Consider the following 19,040-nt stretch of genomic DNA (forward strand, 5'->3'; position numbering starts at 1 on the left):
CCTTCTTCCTATCCAACACATTTTCTTAAGCGACTTACTAAATCTTGAATGCGTGCACTTTTCAGTCGATAGCTTACAGGATTGGCAATTAGACGTGATGAGATGTCCGCGATACGCTCATATTCAACAAGTCCATTTTCCTTTAGTGTACGACCTGTTGAAACGATATCGACAATTCTATCAGCTAGCCCTATCATCGGTGCAAGTTCAATGGAGCCATTTAATTCAATAATCTCAACTTGCTCGCCAATTTCTTTATAATACTTTGTCGCGATGCGCGGATATTTTGTAGCGATGCGTGGCGCCACTTCATTCATCCCTGTATTGGGCAAACCGGCAGCCGCGATATAGCATGTACTAATTTTCAAATCTAAAAGTTCATGGATTGTGCGCTGCTGTTCAAGTAAAACATCCTTTCCCGCAATGCCTATATCTGCTACACCGTGCTCTACATAAACAGGTACGTCCATTGGCTTCGCTAAAATAAATCGAATATTTTCCTCAGGAATTTCAATCATTAGCTTTCTCGTATCTTCCATATCTTTAGGTAATCGAAAGTTGGCACTTTCTAATATTTTACATGCCTCAGTAAAAATGCGACCCTTCGGCATAGCAATTGTTAACACCGTCATTATTCTTCCTCCTGTACGTATACAACCTCGCTAAATTGCGCTTTATATGCAGTTACATTTGTTAAGCTACTAATCGCCTGTAGCGTCACACGGCGACTAACTGCCCGCAATTTTGTCGCATGCTGCAATGCCTCTTTATATAAATGCGGCTCGAATAATAGCAATGTTGTTGCTACTGTAGGTTCATTCGTTTGCACAACTTCTAACAATCGGTCGACACGGAAGCCAAAGCCTGTCGCTCCTACCTCTGACCCAAATTGGGCTAACAATCCATCATAGCGTCCGCCATTTCCAAGGGGGAAGCCACTGCCTACTGCAAATACTTCAAACAACATTCCCGTATAATAATTCATCGAGCTCGTCAACGTAAAATCAAATGTAATATAGTCCATTACATTTGCTTGCTTTAACAATCGTTCTAGCTCGTATATATATGTCAGCGTGTTTTCATCGACAACATATTTTTCTATATTAAAAATACTTTTAGCATTCGCTGCTTCTTCAATAAATTGCAGTAAAATCTCGCTATTTTCTCTTTGTAAGTCAAATGATTTTACCGTTTCTTCAAAGCCTACATAATTGCGCTCTACTAATAATTGACGCAAACTATTCGCTTGCTCACCGCTCATTGTATATTGCTGCAAAATTGCCTGTAATACATGTGCGTGTCCGATTGTCACCGTAAAGGACTCAACACCCAATTGTTGAAGCAATTGAATCGCGAGTATTATCACTTCTACATCCGCAAAAACAGAAGAATCCCCTATAAACTCAATTCCCATTTGCTCAAATTCAGCAGGGCGTCCTCCCTCTATTTGCTGTGCACGAAACACACTAGCAAAATAAGCAAGGCGCTGCGGAATTTTTTCCTTCAGCAGTTTTGCTGTTGCAATACGTGCGATTGGCGTTGTCATATCAGGACGCAATACGAGCATATTGCCCTGATTATCTACTAGCTTAAAAAGAGAAGCATCCTCAATAGCTGAAGCTTTTCCTACTGTATCGTAATACTCCACTGATGGCGTTTTTATAAAATCATAGCCATGCGCGTATAAAAAATGTCGTCCTTTTGCACGAATTGCCTCTAACTTCTCATATGTTTGCGGAAATGTATCACGCATTCCAAGTGGTTTTTCAAATAATTTAATCGTAGACATAGTCATACACCTCAATACACTTTAGTTCACTAGTGTGATAGTATAATAAAGCGTAAATATTGTCAAGTCTTGAGTTACTTTAGCTTTATTGAAAATTATTTTATTTTTAATTATGCTGTGATTTCGGTCAGTTTTATTGATGTATTTGCGAATTACCTGAATTTATTTTGTTCGCACATTGAAAGGAGATTTTCAATCCTTCTCTTTCGTTTAGGACAAACACCGCTAAATTGAATGTTTCTATCATTTTCAAAGAAAACCCTCGCTATTTTAATGAGCAAACACTTTGCCAAAACACCAATAAAGGCGTCCCAACAGCCGGCAACTGCACGGCTGTTGGGACGCCTTGTCCCTATCATTATTTTTTTCGTGCAGCCATTTCCTCCGCGCTGAAAATAATGCGCATCGGATTGCCACCAACCATGCTTCCCGCTGGCACATCTTTGTGTACGAGCGTTGCCGCCGATACAATCGCACCATCGCCAATTTCTACTCCCGGCAAAATCGTTGTATTTGCACCGACCATTACATTGTTTCCTATTTTCACATCACCTAAGCGATACTCATCTATTAAGTATTCGTGTGCTAAAATCGTTGTATTAAAGCCTATTATCGAATTTACGCCAATTGAAATACGCTCTGGAAACATTGTATCAGGCATCACCATTAAGGCTAATGATGCTTTTTCTCCAATGTCCATATGAAGAAAAGTACGATAAAGCCAATTTTTCATCGCCATGGACGGTGTAATGCGCCCGATTTGAATAAAAATAAAGCATTTCATTACCTTCCAAAAGGATACCGTTTTATAAACATGCCAAAGCGAATTCGCACCATCTACTTTATAGCGCTCTGTTCTTCTCATAAACTTTGCCCTTTCACAATCGTTAATAAATCCGTCATATGCTGAAGCATATATGTCGGTGAAAATTGCTGTAAATATTCCTCTCCTTTAAAAGCCCAAGCTACACCAGCCGTTTTTACACCCGCATTATGTCCAGCCTCAATATCGTGCGAATTATCACCAATCATAATAACATCCTCTTTTGCCAATTGCATTTTCTTCAATGCTAATAAAATCGGCTCTGGATGTGGCTTAACATGCTGAACATGGTCAAATCCAATAATATGCTCAAATAAATGCCTCACACCTAGCACATTTAAGCCTTGCTCTATCATTTCACTGCGCTTTGTTGAAACGATGGCTAACCTTATCTCTTGTGCATATAGCTCCTCCAAAGTAGAAACTACCCCATCATATTGTGTGACAAGCTGGTCATGATGTTGGATATTCCACTGTCGATAACTATCAATCATTTCATCCACAGCATCTGGAGCAATTTCAACAAATGTTTCTCGCAATGAAGGGCCGAGAAATTTTATGCAATCTTTTGGCGAATATTGCCCGGGAAATTTGTCTTCCAATACATGCATAAATGATTGAATAATTAATTCATTTGTGTTTAATAAAGTACCATCAAAATCAAATAACAATGCCTTTACCATCATTCATCACTCCTTATTTATCTAAATAACGTACAACTGGCTTCACTGTCATTCGACGATAAATAATGAGTGCTAAGCCTACTACGATACCAATAATCGACACAAGCTGTGCTGAGCGCAAGTCGCCAATTAAATATAAGCTGTCTGTACGCATTGATTCGATAAAGAAGCGCCCTATCGAATACCATATAATGTAAAAGAAAAACATTTCCCCACGACGCCAATTGAATTTACGTGCAATGATTAAAATAATAAAGCCTACTATATTCCATAGTGACTCATATAAAAATGTTGGGTGGACGTAGGAGCCGAGTCTTTCAATATACATTTGCTCAATTAGCCAATCAGGTAAAAATAGCTTTTCTAAAAAGCTGCGCGATACCTCTCCACCATGTGCCTCTTGATTAATGAAATTGCCCCAGCGTCCAATAATTTGTCCTACTAAAATGCTTGGTGCTGCAATATCTGCAATTCGCAAGAAGCTTATATTACGCCTTTTCGTAAATATATAAGCTGTAATAAACGCACCAATTAAAGCACCATGAATGGCAATCCCACCATTCCATATTTGAATCGCTTTTATTGGATTGGTCTTATAAACATCCCATTCCATCCCTACATAATAAATACGTGCACTAATAATAGCGATTGGCACTGCCCAAATAAGCATGTCCGCAATAAACTCTTGATGAATACCAAGTCGAACTGCCTCTCGCTGTGCTAAAAAATAGGCTAGAACAATGCCCAGTGCAATTAAAATTCCATACCATCGAACATCAATTGGTCCAATTGAAAATGCAATTGGATTAATCTTCATTATAAAAAATTCCATCTTTTTACTCCTTCTCTATTTAAAATCGTCCATTTCCCCATTAGACGCAATAACTGCATCTAAACGACGCGAAAATTCCTCCGCTGCGTTAACACCCATTTTTTTCAATCGGTAATTCATTGCAGCTACTTCAATAATAACGGATACATTGCGTCCAGGCTGTACAGGAATCGTTAGCTTCGTTAGCTCTGTATCAATAATTTTCATTTTCTCTTCATCGAGCCCTAAACGGTCATATACTTTTTCAGGGTCCCAGTTTTCCAACTCTACTACAAGCGTAATTCGTTTATACGGTCTAATCGCACTCGCACCAAAAAGCGTCATTATATTAATAATGCCAATTCCTCGAATTTCTAATAAATGCTCTAATAGTGGTGGCGGGCTTCCGATAATCATATTTTCAGATTCTTGACGAATTTCTACAGAATCATCTGCGACTAAGCGATGCCCCTTTTTCACAAGCTCTAACGCTGTTTCACTTTTCCCTACACCGCTCTTCCCAAGAATAAGTACACCAATTCCATAAATATCAACAAGCACGCCGTGAATCGCCGTTGTCGGTGCTAGTTCACTTTCTAAGTAATTCGTTAGCCGACTTGAAAAATGAGTTGTCGTTTGTTTTGAAGTTAACACAGGTACATGATTTTCATTCGATGCCTCAATTAATTCTTGTGGCACTTCCAAATTTCTTGAAATAATAATAGCCGGAGTATTGCGGGCACATAATAAGCGCATCCGCTCTTTTTTCACGCTTTCTGGCAGCATTTCAAAAAAAGAGAGCTCTGTTTTTCCAAGCAACTGCACTCGATTCGCTGGATAATGTGTAAAATAACCAGCCATCTCTAGCCCCGGTCTTGATATATCACTCGTCGTAATAAAACGCCCAATCCCTTCATGACCACTAACAATTTGCAAATTAAATTTTTCGATAACATCCTTTGTCGTAACTTGAACCATTGGCACAACCTCTCGATTCTTTTTAGTCTCCCTTTATTGTAACATGTTCCATTCATTTTACGGAAAATGTATCCTCATCCATTCGAATAAAAAAGAGTGTTTTACAATTTTTATGGCAAATCATTTTTTCAGCTCGCTTTTTTATGATGATAGAAGCACAAACAAGGCTGCCCGAAAAGGTAATATCTTTTCGAACAGCCCTAGCTCTACTATTTGTTAACAAGCCTTCCGGCACATTAGAAATTGCTCCTGCGTTTACTCGTCGCAGTGAATGATTTGCTCCTGCGGTTACTTGTCGTAAAAGAGCCATTTCTATTCATTATTTTTGCTCTGCAAGCCATGCGGCAGCTTTTTCAGCTTCTTCCCCTTTAAGTAAGCCTGCAGGCATACCACTTTTTGTACCATTTAAAATAATATCTAAAATTTCTTCCTCTGAATAGCGACCACCAACATCATTTAATGCAGGAGTATTACGCATGCCTTGCAATTGACCACCGTGGCAGTTCGCACAGCTTTTCATCACAATTTTTTCGCCCTCTGGTTGTGGTGTCGCGTTACTTTCCTTCTCATCCCCACCACATGCAGCTAACAGTAAAGCTGAACTGAAAGCAACTGTTAATACTATTTTTTTCATACTGTTCTCCTCCAACAAATTACTCTACTTCAGTATAGCAAACTTAGGCTCGTTTGAAACCTTCGCCAAGTACCTCATAAGCATCTGAGACAACAACGAAGGCTGTTGGGTCAACCATCTTGACAACTTGTTTCAATTTAGTGAATTCAGTCTGATAAACAACGACCATTAGAAACGTTTTTTCTTCCCCCGTATAACCGCCGAAAGCTGGAAGCTTTGTTACGCCACGATTCACTTCTCTGTATATCGCGTCACGCATTTCTTCCTCTCTCGTTGTAATAATATAGGCCATTTTCGATTGACTAAAGCCAAGCTGAATGATATCAATCGTTTTCGTTGTTACATACAAACCAATTATTGCATACAAGCCCTTTTCTAAATCAAACACAAGTGCAGCACTAACAGCAATAACACCATCTATAAGTAACACACTTGTCCCTAAAGTAAGACCTGTGAATTTCGTAATAATTTGTGCTAATAAATCCGTACCACCTGTTGACGCCTTTCCTTTAAAAACAAGACCGAGCCCCGAGCCAACTACAATTCCACCAAAAATTGCACCAAGTAGCGGATTTAATGTCCACGGACCCCAGTCACTTGTGAAGATAACAAGGGCAGGTAAAGTAATCGTTCCAATAAATGACTTAACACCAAATTTCTTTCCTAAAATTAAAACTCCCGCAATAAATAAAGGGATATTAAATGCGTATTGAACAAGCCCTGCATTCCAACCAAATAAACCATTTAAAATTGTACTAATACCACTTACCCCACCTGAAGCAACTTGGTTTGGTAATAAAAAGACATTAAAGCCAATGGCAATTATTGCAGCTCCTACAATGACAAATAGATATTCGCTAATTGTATCTTTCACTGTCAACTGTTCACTATTGTTCACAAGACTTCCTCTTTCTTCATTCAATTTTCATCATTTCTACAAAAGTTGTTAACTAATAACCTCTCGTGCCCACTGCTCCGCTTCATCATAAATTTGGAATACCACATCCTGATTCAAGCCTAATTGCAGTGACAATTCATCTAACCTATCCCAATCTAATTTATAAAGCGCTTCACTAAATTGTAAATAAGGCGTCATTTCTGTTTCCACGCCGTTAATTGTTTCAACAATTTCCTCCGATAATGGCATCTTTCTTAATATCAGATACATTGGACGTTTTAACAAGGCATCAATTAACGACAATAGCCCAATTAAAAAGTATTCCGAGAAGTTCTTTTTATAATTTAACTTCGCAACCTTTTCACATGCTTTTGCACGGAATAACGATGCGGCAACTAATTCATTAAAAGCATCTGTTTTTTCATAATTATTTAATTCGCGCATTGCCAATAAATAAACAAGCTTCCGCAACTCTGTTATGCCCAATAGTACAATTGCTTGTTTAATTGAACGCACCTTAGATTTCGGGCGATTTTTTGAGCTATTAATCAGTTGCAATAGCTTATAAGAAATTGAAATTTCCCTTTCAATATTTGTAGCCAAAATATTTATATCTGGTTCCTCATCTTTTAAAATCGAAATGATTTGAAAATAATTTATAATATTTGCTGGTATATCAATTGCCTTCATTATTTGTGGTTTTTCAAAGAAGTAGCCTTGAAATAACACATAGCCAGAATGCATTGCAATCTCATATTGCTCACGCGTTTCAACTTTCTCAGCCAAAAGCTTGATATGCGGAAACTTTGATTTTACTTTATACTCAATTTCCATACGCTTTGTTAAAGGGGTAATTAAAAAGTCAACCTTTATATAATCTACATAATTGAACAGCTCATTATAAACGGTTACTCCATCTTTTAAAATAAAGTCATCAAGTGCTATTTTAAACCCCTTCCCCTTCAACTCTTTTACACGTTGAATAAGTTTCGGTGTTATAATAACATCCTCCAAAATTTCAATAACGACTTCTTTCGGATTAATATAATCTATCAAGGGACTAAATAATAGCTTCTCCGTAAAATTAATAAATGCTAGTGCACCATCTGTTACTTTATCTATACCAATTGTTAAAAAGGAATTAATAATAACATCGATTGTCGCAGCATCTGCATCTATTCCGTCTAGAGGAAATGCATTTATATTTTTACTTCGATACAATAATTCGTAAGACACTATTTGTTCCTTTTCATTAAAAATCGGTTGCCTTCCAATAAAAACTTCCACGTTAAACTCCTCACTTTATATTTCTTCATAATTTTTTTCATCATAGCTAAAGCTATCCTAATAACTAGAGGGTGACTACGGAAATATGTATACAGTTCCAGGCATATTTGATTCGCTCTTTTAATTTAATCTTTTTAAATTTTTAAAAAGATTATTTCGTATCCATTACATCATGATGTAATTAAAAATCCGTTCAATTTAACTAAAATACGCGCTAATGTACAAATAATAGCAAATTAACAGTTATTTTTCAGCAAAATTTTTCAAGATATTTCAATGCTATTTCTATTTAACGATAAAGAATTTCTTACTTATAGCATACCTATACTTCGCCTATTGTTCAATTGCTAATTGCCTATATATTTCGAGAGAGGTAATATAATACTATAGCACATTTAAGGGGGAGCTTTTTATTTATGAACATCATTGAATATGAACAACGACAGTCTATTGCCTATGTAAAACTAAATCGACCTGATGTCTTAAATGCTTTTAATTTCGAAATGTTATCAGAGCTTCAAGCAATTATAGAATCCATTCGTATACATCCCGATATTCGACTTGTTATTATTACAGGTGCAGGTGATAAAGCCTTTTCAGTTGGTGCTGATTTAAAGGAGCGTCAAACATTGCCTGAACCATTGGTAAAGCGAAATCTAAATAAATTTGCCGAGGTGTTCAATGCGATTGAAGGATTGCCGCAGCCAACTATTTGCGCGTTAAATGGATATGCCTTTGGCGGTGGTCTTGAATTAGCCCTCTCCTGCGATTTCCGCATTGCGACAAAAAATGCGGTAGTTGGACTAACAGAAACAAAGCTAGGGATTATCCCAGGTGCGGGTGGAACACAGCGATTACCGCGCTTAATCGGGGAAGCAAAAGCATTAGAATACATTTTAACAGCAAAAAAAATATCAAGTGAGGAAGCGCTAGCTTGCGGATTATTTACGCAAGTAGCAGAGCAAGAAGATTTAATGCAGGTAGTTGAAAATTTTGCAAATACCATTTTGCAAAATGCACCTATCGCCTTGCAGCAAGCAAAATTTGCTGTAAAGCAAGGGATGAAGGTCGATTTACAAACAGGTTTGCAAATTGAGCGTAAAGCATACGAAATTACATTACCGACAGAAGACCGCCTTGAGGCCCTGAATGCCTTCGTCGAAAAAAGAGCACCACAATTCAAAGGTAAATAATATTAATTGCTAAAATAAAATAAGACTGTTCGAAATATAGGTATTAGCCTATATTCCGAACAGCCTTTTATTGTGCAAAAACTGTTGACCACTCCGCGCGCTTTTCAAGCATTTCACGCGCTAATTGTTGCGCGCCTTCTAAACTATGGTTTGCAGCCCAGCCACATTGAACCTCATTGCAAGCAGGCACTTCTGTCGCGCTTACGACATCCTGTAGCGTTTTCTCTAAAATGTCCAAAATCTCATCATAATTATCATGATTAATTACCGATAAATAGAAGCCTGTTTGGCAACCCATTGGACTAAGGTCAACAACATGTTCGCTATGATTGCGAATATTTTCAGCCATTAAATGCTCAATTGAATGAAGTGCATCCATTTTCATATATGCTTTATTTGGCTGTTTGAAGCGAATATCATACTTATGTACAACATCTCCGTTTTGTCCTTCCTTTAGCCCAGCTAAACGCACATATGGTGCCACTACCTTTGTGTGATCCAAATTAAAGCTTTCTACATTCATTTTTGTCATGTTCATTACCTCACTTATTTTTTTTACGATGTGCATTAATTGCACTAATAATTGCTGGTAATACAGAAATGAAAATAATTAATAATAATACCGTTGAGAAGTTTTCTTTAATAATTGGGATATTGCCGAAGAAATAACCGAGCAATGTACAGATGAATACCCAAGCAAGTGCTCCTACAACATTATAGACGATAAAATACTTGTAATTCATACGGCTAGCCCCCGCCACAAACGGAATAAACGTCCGAATAAATGGCATGAAGCGCGCAATGACAATTGTTTTACCACCATGCTTATTGAAAAATCGCTGTGCTGCTTCCATTCGCTCTTTATTAATCACCTTGCCTAAAAAACTATTAGGAGGAATAGAAAGACCTACAGTCTTCCCAATATGATAGTTAACCGTATCCCCTATAATAGCAGCCGCGATAAAAACTGTCATTAATAACGGTAAGTTAAATGCCCCTAATGCGGCAAGTGTACCCGCTGCAAATAGCAGGGAATCTCCAGGTAAAAACGGCATAATAACTACGCCTGTTTCAACGAACACAATCGAAAATAAAATCCCATAAGACCATGCGCCAAATTGTTGGATTATTTCTACTAAGTGCTCATCAATATGCAAAATAAAATCAATTAAGCCTTGAATAATTGCCATCCTTGTGCTCTCTTTCTAATTAATTTTTACTTTCTCATTTTAGCATACTATCATTTACTATGCGGTTGATAACATTAATTAGAACGAAAAATTTTTTAACATGTTGCGTAAAAAAGGGGTATTTTGATGGATAAATTAAAAGGATATCGAAAGGGGCGTTCAGCTAGCCGGCAACTGCACGGTTAGCTGAACGCCACCCTCATTAAATATACTTCTCAAACCAGCCAACAATTTGCTCTAGACGCTGGATACGTAGGTTTGGTGTACCTGTGCGCGATAGGTTATGGTCGCAGTCAGGGAATCGAACGAAGCCTACTTCTTTGCCCATAGATTTTAACGTAATGTAAAACTGCTCTGCTTGCTCGATTGGACAGCGGAAATCCTTTTCGCTATGCAAAATGAGTAGAGGTGTTTCAACGTTTTTCGCATATTTTAATGGCGAATGATGCCATAATTTTTCTACGTCTAACATGTCGCTGCCAATTTGCCAGTCTGTGAAATAGTAACCGATATCCGATACGCCGAAGAAGCTAATCCAGTTTGAAATTGAGCGCTGCGTCACTGCTGCTTTAAAGCGGTTTGTATGCCCGACAGCCCAGTTTGTCATAAAACCACCGTAGCTACCGCCTGTTAGACCAAGACGTGTTTCGTCAATCCAATTATATGTTTCTAGCGCATAGTCTGTCGCTTTCATAATATCCTCAAAATCTCCACCGCCATAATCATTGCGAACAGCATCTACAAATACTTGACTATAGCCATGGCTTCCGCGCGGGTTAATATATAGTACACCATAGCCCTCTGCAGCAAGAAGCTGCATTTCATGGAAAAACGTATTTGCATATAATGTGTGAGGGCCACCATGAACTTCTACAATAAGTGGATATTTTTCCCCTTCTACATAGCTAGCCGGCTTCATAATCCAGCCGTGCACATCCCAGTCCTTCGCCCCTTTAAAAACAATAGACTCTGGTGTTGATAAAGTGACTTCTCGTAGGAATACATCATTGAAATGCGTTAACTGCTTACGCTCCCCTGTCGTAATATTATGTTTAAATAGCTCACCAGGGAATGTAGGATTTGAAACAGCAAGTATTGCCTCATTACCGCTTTTTGCTAGCGCATAGCCATAAACATGCTCATTTTCCGGTGTCGCAGGATAAAGCTCCCCTTCCAATGTTGCATAGTATAGGCGAATATCGCCCATTGTGGATACTTGGAAATAAAGTGCATTGGCTTCTGTCCAAACAACTGCTGGTGCTGCTGCCCCTTGCTGGAAATCAGCAACAGCATAATCGCCAACAGGTGCATCTAAGCCCTCTGTTAAAGTAATCGTGCTTGCTGTTTCTGTATCATACACATAAACTTTCGCATGCGTCGCATTTTTAAATGATGCATCGCTACCAACATAAGCAATATAGCGGTTATCAAACGAATAAGTAGCTCCGCCATAATAGCCATCCTGCTCTACTAAAATCGTTTCTTCCTTCGTCACAACATCTACTATGTATAGTGGCTGACGGAATTCAAAATCTTGATTTTCTGAGCGATTGACACCAATGACAAGCTTTTTACCATCATGAGAAATGTTGTTTAATGTATGGTCATGATTCCCCTCTGTAAACTGTGTAATCGTACCATCAAGCGTTACTTCAGCAACATGAGTACTCATTCCTTGCTTACGTAAGCCATTACCACCTACACCATCCATTTTATGCTTCATTCTATCAACGACATATGCCTCTGGAAGCTTTTTCTCTTCCTTTTCTACGGCATCGGTAAACGCTGTGCCGTTCTTTAAGCTTGCTGTTACCCACAGCTTTTCACCACATGGGCTCCAAATAAATGAGCTAACACCGTATGGGAAATTCGCTACTTTTTTAGCTTCACCACCGCTACGATTTAAAATGTAAAGCTGATTTTTCTCTTCGCGATTTGACAAAAAAGCAACTTGCTTACCATTTGGCGACCATTTCGGGCTGCTGACACGCTCCTTGCCAAATGTCCATTGCGCTACTTCTTCGTTAGCAAGCTCCACATGGAATAGATGTGCATAATATTTATTATCCCCTTTATCAATTAATGTGCGTACAAATACAGCCTCCTGCTCATTCGGTGCTAGTACTGGGGCTGTTACAGATTGCAATGTGAATAAATGCTCTTTCGTTAAAAATGCTGTCATTCCATAATCCCTACTTCCTTATTGTTATTTCGAACTTCGTAATAATAAGTTTACCACGCCACAAATATGTGTCAATATTCTAATAACTTTTTAGGCATGAAATCAGCCGTGTTGCTAGTGGTGCTCATTTTTTTATTTACTTAGGTTAGTGGTAGGTAAAGCACCGCTAATCCATGTGTTTCCTCACCTTTCAAAGCCCATCCTGCATTTTCTCTAGTAAACCCTAAAAAAACATGATTAAAAGCGTTCAAAAGACCAGCTACTGCATGGTCTTTTGAACGCCCCTCTATTTCGTTGCCTGCTCCTTTAATGAGCGACGTAAAATTTTACCTGTTGTATTTTTAGGAAGCTCATCGATAATTTCAATGACTTTTGGTACTTTATATTTCACAATATGCTCTGCACAATATTGCTGTAATTCCTCGGCACTCATGCTCTTATCCTTTAACACGACATATGCATATACCGCTTCTCCAAAATCTAAATCTGGTAAACCGATAACTGCAGCCTCCACAACATTCGGGTGTGCATAAAGCACTTCCTCCACTTCACGCGGATAAACATTATAGCCCCCAACGATAATCATATCTTTTTTGCGATCAACGATATAGAAGTAATCTTCCTCGTCCTTGCGCGCTAAATCGCCTGTGTAAAGCCAGCCATCTTGGATTGTCACAGCCGTTTCTTCAGGCATTTTATAATAGCCTTTCATCACATTTGGTCCACGCACAATGAGTTCGCCAACCTCGCCGACAGGTACTTCATTGCCCTCTGGGTCAACAACTTTATTTTCAACATTGACAATCGACTGACCGATTGAGCCTGGTTTGCGCTCTTTATCTAGTGGATTAAAGCATGTTACTGGCGATGCCTCCGATAATCCGTAGCCTTCTGAAATACGTACATTAAACTTTTGCTCAAAATTATGCAATAGCGATACAGGTAATGATGCACCGCCTGAAATAGCTAAACGCAATGTTTTAAATGCAGCTACATCGCCTTCAGCAAACTGATAAAGGAAATTATACATTGTCGGTACTCCTGCGAAGACCGTTGCCTCTTGCGCCTTAGCCAGCTCAAAAATTTCAGCTGGGCTAAAACGTGGCGCTAGTAAAATTGTAGCTCCTTGTACTAAAGGAGCATTGACGACAACTGTTAATGCAAAAACATGGAATACTGGCAATGTTGCAATCACACGATCCGTAGCAGATATTTTCAAATAAGCGCCAACATCACGCGCATTAGAATATAAATTACCATGCGTTAAAATAGCCCCTTTAGGATAACCAGTTGTACCTGATGTATATAAAATAACTGCATTATCATCCGTTTCCAATGCTACTGGCTCAGCTATTCCTTCTGCCGCTTGCAATAAAGCTGTAAACAGAACTGTTTTTGCTTTTGCACCTTCGCTTAATGCAGCGACCTTCTCCCCTGTGTCTGCTGCTGTTTCGCAAATAATATATTTCTCCACTTTCGTAAATACTTGTACCCCTTTATCTACAAGCGGTAGCAACATGTCCAGCGCAACAACTACTTTAACATCACCATTTTGGATAATATATGAAATCTCATCTGGCGTATATATTGGATTAATCGGAATTACTGTTGCACCGATACGCATCGCACTATAAAGAGAAATTAAAAAATGAGGTGTGTTGCCAAGCAACAATGCCACATGGTCTCCCTTTTCTACCCCCATATCTTGCAAAGCTTTTGCAAAGCGGCTTACCGTCTGCTCAAACTCGTGATAGCTTGTATTTTTCCCCATAAAATGATAAGCCGTTTTTTCTGGCTGTTCGAGAGCTTGCTGTCTTACCTTTTCAACTAAATTCAATACACCCATCCCCCTTATATCAATTCCGTCAAAAGCGCCTATTGATTCAGCGGAAGCTCAGACATCTACTAAACCAATATAAAATGAATTATCATTCATTTTATATTATTGTAAAATAAAAATCTGAATATGACAATAGCTTTCAAGTGATTGTGCAAAAATTCTGTCGTTCATGTCATTTTATGCTCGTTTTTACAAGCGTACATGCGCGATATAACGCCATCTAATCAAATAAAAATAAACGACCTGAATAAGGACAATAAAGCCAAACGCCAAAACAATTTCTTTCCCTAATGAGACATGCATAACATTTTTTAAAATAGCTTGTAACACAAAGAAAGCAAATACACTATGCACAAGTGCTAGTCCCCAAGGAAGGAAAAATTGTGGAAATAAATAACGCGTAATTAAGTTTTTTTGTTCACTATCTGTTAGACCCATGCGCTTTAATACGTCAAATTGCTTCTTTTCACGCTCCAAGCTTGTATATAGCTTGAAATAAATAAAGCTCCCAGCAGCTAATAAAAATACCGCTACAACGAGCAGACCAACTAACATAAACAAGGAGTAGGCAGCTAATATATAAGAATAATTTAACCCTGCATTTTCAAAATAAAATGGTAGTGTATAATTCTCTTTTAAATATTCCTCTGCAACAGCATGATATAAATCCAAGCCGATATTTGCCGCTTCTACCCAATTAGCGATATCGAATGCTAGAAGATGATAGCTTGATTCAACAACATCTGCACGCTCAAACGGTTGTGTGATTTTTTCAAAATCTGCATCACTAACAATAATGGCATTGCGGCTAATAATCGCGTCAGGGAAAATAAGCTCTGGATAAACACTGTTGATAACAAGGTCAACCTCGCTTTCTTTTAGTGTTGTACGTACAGTCATATCTCCAAGCTCTTTTATCGAATCGTCTGAGTAAGCAATAAACATCGCTTCACCCGGCTCAAGCCGCACCATTGAATAGCCATATGAAAATAGCAAATGGTTAATATTTGTTACACTGAACACTTCAACAGGATTGGAAGTATGGGTAGATGTTTGTCTTTTCACAACAAAGCGCGTTAAATTATACGATAGCCCTGCTTCTTCTAGCTCGTAAATTAATGATGAAATATGCGCCACTTCATACTCATTGTCTACATTCCCTTTATAAATAATGCCTAAAGGGTTTAGCTTATCGTATTGAGACGTGTAGGATGATAAAGCAGACAATACACCTACACATAAAAAGGCTAATGTTGAAACAAGTGTTACAACAAAAAACATTTTTCGATTGCTATACATAATATGTCCTTGCTCAGCAAGTGATAGCATACGTGTTTTTCGCCAATAGACCTTTTTGCGCCTCTTTACTCGCTCGATAAAGGCTTGTATCGTATCAGTAAACAAAAAATACGTACCGATTGTCACGATAATTGGGATGATTAATAAAAAAATTGGCAATGTAAAAAATGTTGTAATGATTGCTAATGTATAACCAAGACCAATTAGAAAAACACCTAAAGATGCACCTATTTTTGAGTATGAATTGGAGACATCGATATATTGATGTCCTTTTAATAAATCAATCAGCTTTGTTTCCCGCGTCATTAACACACTGATAAAGGAAATAACAACAAAGGCACTTAAAAATACAGTAAGCGTTAAAACGAATGGCTCCCATGAAAAATACAAAGGTAGCTCATCTAAATATAAAATCTCGCGCACAATCATAAAGAAAAATTTTGAAAATGCGTAGCCGAATGCGATGCCAAAAACACAGGAAATAACACCAATTAACATCGTTTCTAAAAAGACGAGCTTGCTTAATTGCCTTTTTTCCATCCCAAGATGCAGTAAAACGGCAAATTCCTTTGAGCGTGCCTCCAAAAAAGCCTTCATCGAGTAAAAAATAAAAAACCAGGAAAATAGCATTAAAATCACTTCTGCCACAACCATTCCTAACAAGGAAACATTGCCTAAAAAGCCATGCTCACTCGCTGGATGAAACATTAACATTGAGTAAATAAAAAAAACAAAAACAGAGAAAAAGCTTGCCATAAAAAAAGCGGCATAGATGCGAAAATTGCGAAACACATTACGGTAAGCGAATTGTTGAAAGGTCACCCACTTGCCCTCCTAATAAACTTAAAACATTTAAAATACGCTGGAAAAATGTTTGGCGGCGATCATCTCGATAAATTTCGTTAAAAAACTCACCATCTTTAATAAACAACACACGATCACAATAGCTAGCAGCAATCGGGTCATGTGTTACCATCACAATTGTCGCCTGTCGCTCCTCATTAATTTTGCTTAATAGCTCAAGCACTTCTCGCGATGCATGCGAATCAAGATTTCCTGTTGGCTCATCGGCTAATATGATAGAGGGCTGATGGATTAATGCCCTAGCAATAGCTGTACGCTGTGCTTGTCCCCCTGAAATTTCATTCGGGCGCTTTTCCAAAATTGATTCTATGCCTAATTTCTCAGCTAAAACAGCAAGTCGCTTTTCCATTACTTGCAGTGGCTGATTATCCAGCGTTAATGGCAAGACGATATTTTCCTCTACTGTTAGCATCGGTAATAAGTTAAAGTCTTGGAAAACAAAGCCGAGCTGACGACGCCTAAAATAGGCAAGCTCTGTTTTATTTAAGCTTTGTGGCTTTATTTTTTCCAAAGTAATTTCACCGGATGTCGGATAATCGATTGTTGAAATAATATTTAACAACGTCGTTTTGCCGCTACCAGATGGTCCCATAATCGCTAAAAACTCACCTTTTTCCACTTCAAAGCTTAGCTGATTGAGCGCGCGATGTGTTACTTTTCCTTCATATACTTTTGTTACTTCATTAATTTGTAATATCGCCACGATTATCCCCCGTTTCGCTCGCTTGAAAATGTTATATTGACGGTTGTACCAACACCGACCGTTGATGTAATAATAAGCTGGTGCCCCAGCTTTTCGCATATTTCATTTGCTAAATAAAGTCCCATTCCAGTAGATTCACCTGTTTTTCGTCCGTTTTCTCCTGTGAAGAAAGCCTTTGTTATGCGCGATAAATCTGATTTAGGTATACCGATTCCTTCATCCTTAATCTTCAAAGTAATGCTTCCTTCCCGTTGCTGTGCATAAATTAGTATTTTTTTATTCGGTTCAAATGTATATTTCACAGCATTAGTAATAAATTGCCCAAGGGCAAATTGTAACGATTTCGAATCACTTGCAACGACTAACTCATCATCTATATGAACTTCTGGAAAAACACGATTTGTAATAAATAAGCGCTTATGCTCATTTACTACAGTCGTAACAATGGACTTTAATGGCACTTGCTCCACTTGCATATCATCCTCAAAGCTATCGATACGGGCACTCATTAACACCATATCTAGACCACGCTTTAGACGCTCCACTTCCTCCTGCACACTTTTTTTATCTAACGAGGTTTCCTCCTGTAACAACAGCTCTAAAACAGCAATCGGCGTTTTCATTTGATGGATCCATTGATTCATAAATTTATATTGACGCGTTTGCTTTGCATACAAAGATTGCACCTCGTTTTGATAAACATAATAAAGCTGTTGCATGTACTTTTCCGTCTGCATATATTCCGTTGTTTTAGCGTTTTTTTGAAGTGCCTCCTCCATCGTAGTGGGCAATTGTGTAATTTTACTTAAATAGCGACGGCGTAGCATATAGCGCACTGCTAAAAAGGATGTAATCAATATTGCGCTAATAATAATGCTATAAAGTGCTGTTTCAAAATTGCGAAAGCCATCTAGAAAGTACAGCAGTAAAACAAATAGCACGAGCAGTAATTGAAAAATAATGTAGGAAATGTGTTCTTGTAAAAAAAGCTTTAACCCCATTACATTTCCTCCGCACTAAGCACGAAACGATACCCCGCGCCACGTACCGTTTCGATTATTGATTTCACATGATAATCCGCCAGCTTCTTACGTACGCGCGTCATATTGACATTCAGCGTATTTTCATCAACAAATGCTTGGTCATCCCATAGTTGCTCAAGCAGCGCATCACGCGAAACCACTTTCGGCGCTTGTCCGAGAAGTAAATCTAAAATGATACATTCCTTTTTTTGCAAAGGAATAACACTATCCTTGACATGCAGCTCCATGCTTTCTAAATACAGTGTAAGCACACCTTGCTTTACTGTGCGCTCCTCCTGCCTCACCGCATACTCTCCATATGTACGACGTAAATGACTACGAATTTTTGCCAACACAATTTCATAATTGAATGGCTTCGTAATAAAATCATCTCCGCCATTTTCAAGCGCAAAGATTTGATCCATTTCTCCCGAACGCGCTGAAATAAATAAAATCGGACATGTCGTATGTTGCCTTAGCTGACGACACCAATAATAACCATCGTAAGCAGGCAAATTTATATCAAGTAGCACCATATGCGGTGCAAATGTTAAAAACTCATCAATTAACGCATCAAAATCTTGTACTGTCGCTACTTCATATTGGTATTTGCGTAGCGTTTCTGCAAGCAAAGAAGCGATTTTTTTATCGTCTTCTACAATAAAAATCCGATGCTTTTCCATGAAAAAAAACCTCCTTTTTCCAGGTGCCAGGCACTCACACAATTCTCACACAATTTACGTAGACGCACCCGCAACCGAGAAGTTTCGTGAACTCCCTCCCTTAAGCTTACATGATTTCATATCAAAATTGAAAGCACAATGAAAGGAAGATGTTTATTGCT

Annotated in this window: 18 protein-coding genes; 1 reads left to right on the forward strand and 17 read right to left on the reverse strand. The window is 38.3% G+C overall.

Annotation, left to right across the window (positions count from 1 at the left end):
• Positions 1-8: 8 nt before the first annotated feature.
• From hisG to C9J36_RS12020, 9 genes are all read right to left on the reverse strand, one after another.
• Positions 9-632, reverse strand: coding sequence for an ATP phosphoribosyltransferase (gene hisG, locus C9J36_RS11970; RefSeq protein WP_066167126.1), 624 nt, complete (start codon positions 630-632; stop codon positions 9-11).
• Positions 632-1,789, reverse strand: a complete 1,158-nt coding sequence (locus tag C9J36_RS11975) for an ATP phosphoribosyltransferase regulatory subunit (RefSeq protein ID WP_107943279.1) — start codon at positions 1,787-1,789, stop codon at positions 632-634. Before C9J36_RS11975 ends, hisG begins: the two co-directional genes overlap by 1 nt.
• A 358-nt stretch (positions 1,790-2,147) precedes the next feature.
• On the reverse strand, positions 2,148-2,654 hold the full coding sequence (locus C9J36_RS11985; RefSeq protein ID WP_107943281.1) for an acyltransferase: 507 nt from the start codon (positions 2,652-2,654) through the stop codon (positions 2,148-2,150).
• The gene (gene ppaX / locus C9J36_RS11990; RefSeq protein WP_107943282.1) at positions 2,651-3,298 is read right to left on the reverse strand and encodes a pyrophosphatase PpaX; all 648 of its coding nucleotides are present in this window, start codon (positions 3,296-3,298) and stop codon (positions 2,651-2,653) included. Before ppaX ends, C9J36_RS11985 begins: the two co-directional genes overlap by 4 nt.
• A 10-nt stretch (positions 3,299-3,308) precedes the next feature.
• On the reverse strand, positions 3,309-4,127 hold the full coding sequence (lgt, locus tag C9J36_RS11995; protein ID WP_066167139.1) for a prolipoprotein diacylglyceryl transferase: 819 nt from the start codon (positions 4,125-4,127) through the stop codon (positions 3,309-3,311).
• Positions 4,128-4,142: 15 nt separating this feature from the next.
• Entirely contained in the window at positions 4,143-5,084 is a 942-nt protein-coding gene (gene hprK, locus C9J36_RS12000) for an HPr(Ser) kinase/phosphatase (RefSeq protein WP_066167141.1), read from the reverse strand.
• Positions 5,085-5,403: 319 nt separating this feature from the next.
• On the reverse strand, positions 5,404-5,718 hold the full coding sequence (locus C9J36_RS12010) for a c-type cytochrome (protein ID WP_066167144.1): 315 nt from the start codon (positions 5,716-5,718) through the stop codon (positions 5,404-5,406).
• Positions 5,719-5,761: 43 nt separating this feature from the next.
• On the reverse strand, positions 5,762-6,616 hold the full coding sequence (locus C9J36_RS12015; protein ID WP_066167147.1) for a YitT family protein: 855 nt from the start codon (positions 6,614-6,616) through the stop codon (positions 5,762-5,764).
• Positions 6,617-6,664: 48 nt separating this feature from the next.
• Positions 6,665-7,903: an EAL and HDOD domain-containing protein gene (locus tag C9J36_RS12020; protein ID WP_066167150.1), complete on the reverse strand. Its 1,239-nt coding sequence runs from the start codon at positions 7,901-7,903 to the stop codon at positions 6,665-6,667.
• Between the two features lie 416 nt (positions 7,904-8,319).
• Between C9J36_RS12020 and C9J36_RS12025 the strand changes: the two genes are divergently transcribed.
• On the forward strand, positions 8,320-9,096 hold the full coding sequence (locus C9J36_RS12025) for an enoyl-CoA hydratase-related protein (protein WP_066167155.1): 777 nt from the start codon (positions 8,320-8,322) through the stop codon (positions 9,094-9,096).
• A gap of 67 nt (positions 9,097-9,163) precedes the next feature.
• Here C9J36_RS12025 and C9J36_RS12030 read toward each other — a convergent pair whose 3' ends face one another.
• The 8 genes from C9J36_RS12030 to C9J36_RS12065 all read right to left on the reverse strand — a co-directional run bounded on the left by C9J36_RS12030 (position 9,164) and on the right by C9J36_RS12065 (position 18,879).
• Positions 9,164-9,628 (reverse strand): S-ribosylhomocysteine lyase, encoded by a 465-nt coding sequence (locus C9J36_RS12030; protein ID WP_066167158.1) that lies wholly within the window; start codon positions 9,626-9,628, stop codon positions 9,164-9,166.
• Positions 9,629-9,638: 10 nt separating this feature from the next.
• Positions 9,639-10,286 carry a DedA family protein gene (locus C9J36_RS12035; RefSeq protein ID WP_066167160.1) on the reverse strand — a complete coding sequence of 216 codons (648 nt, stop codon included), beginning with the start codon at positions 10,284-10,286 and terminating at the stop codon, positions 9,639-9,641.
• A 202-nt stretch (positions 10,287-10,488) separates the two neighbouring features.
• On the reverse strand, positions 10,489-12,468 hold the full coding sequence (locus C9J36_RS12040) for a S9 family peptidase (RefSeq protein ID WP_107943284.1): 1,980 nt from the start codon (positions 12,466-12,468) through the stop codon (positions 10,489-10,491).
• A gap of 286 nt (positions 12,469-12,754) precedes the next feature.
• Entirely contained in the window at positions 12,755-14,305 is a 1,551-nt protein-coding gene (locus C9J36_RS12045) for a fatty acid--CoA ligase family protein (RefSeq protein ID WP_107943331.1), read from the reverse strand.
• A gap of 192 nt (positions 14,306-14,497) precedes the next feature.
• The gene (locus C9J36_RS12050; RefSeq protein WP_107943285.1) at positions 14,498-16,429 is read right to left on the reverse strand and encodes an ABC transporter permease; all 1,932 of its coding nucleotides are present in this window, start codon (positions 16,427-16,429) and stop codon (positions 14,498-14,500) included.
• Positions 16,401-17,174: an ABC transporter ATP-binding protein gene (locus C9J36_RS12055; RefSeq protein WP_107943286.1), complete on the reverse strand. Its 774-nt coding sequence runs from the start codon at positions 17,172-17,174 to the stop codon at positions 16,401-16,403. The genes C9J36_RS12050 and C9J36_RS12055 overlap by 29 nt, the downstream gene beginning before the upstream one ends.
• 2 nt (positions 17,175-17,176) lie before the next feature.
• Positions 17,177-18,175 (reverse strand): sensor histidine kinase, encoded by a 999-nt coding sequence (locus C9J36_RS12060; RefSeq protein WP_066167175.1) that lies wholly within the window; start codon positions 18,173-18,175, stop codon positions 17,177-17,179.
• On the reverse strand, positions 18,175-18,879 hold the full coding sequence (locus tag C9J36_RS12065) for a response regulator transcription factor (protein ID WP_107943287.1): 705 nt from the start codon (positions 18,877-18,879) through the stop codon (positions 18,175-18,177). The genes C9J36_RS12060 and C9J36_RS12065 overlap by 1 nt, the downstream gene beginning before the upstream one ends.
• Positions 18,880-19,040 lie beyond the last annotated feature (161 nt).

The organism is Metasolibacillus fluoroglycofenilyticus, assembly GCF_003049645.1.
GTDB lineage: Bacteria > Bacillota > Bacilli > Bacillales_A > Planococcaceae > Metasolibacillus > Metasolibacillus fluoroglycofenilyticus.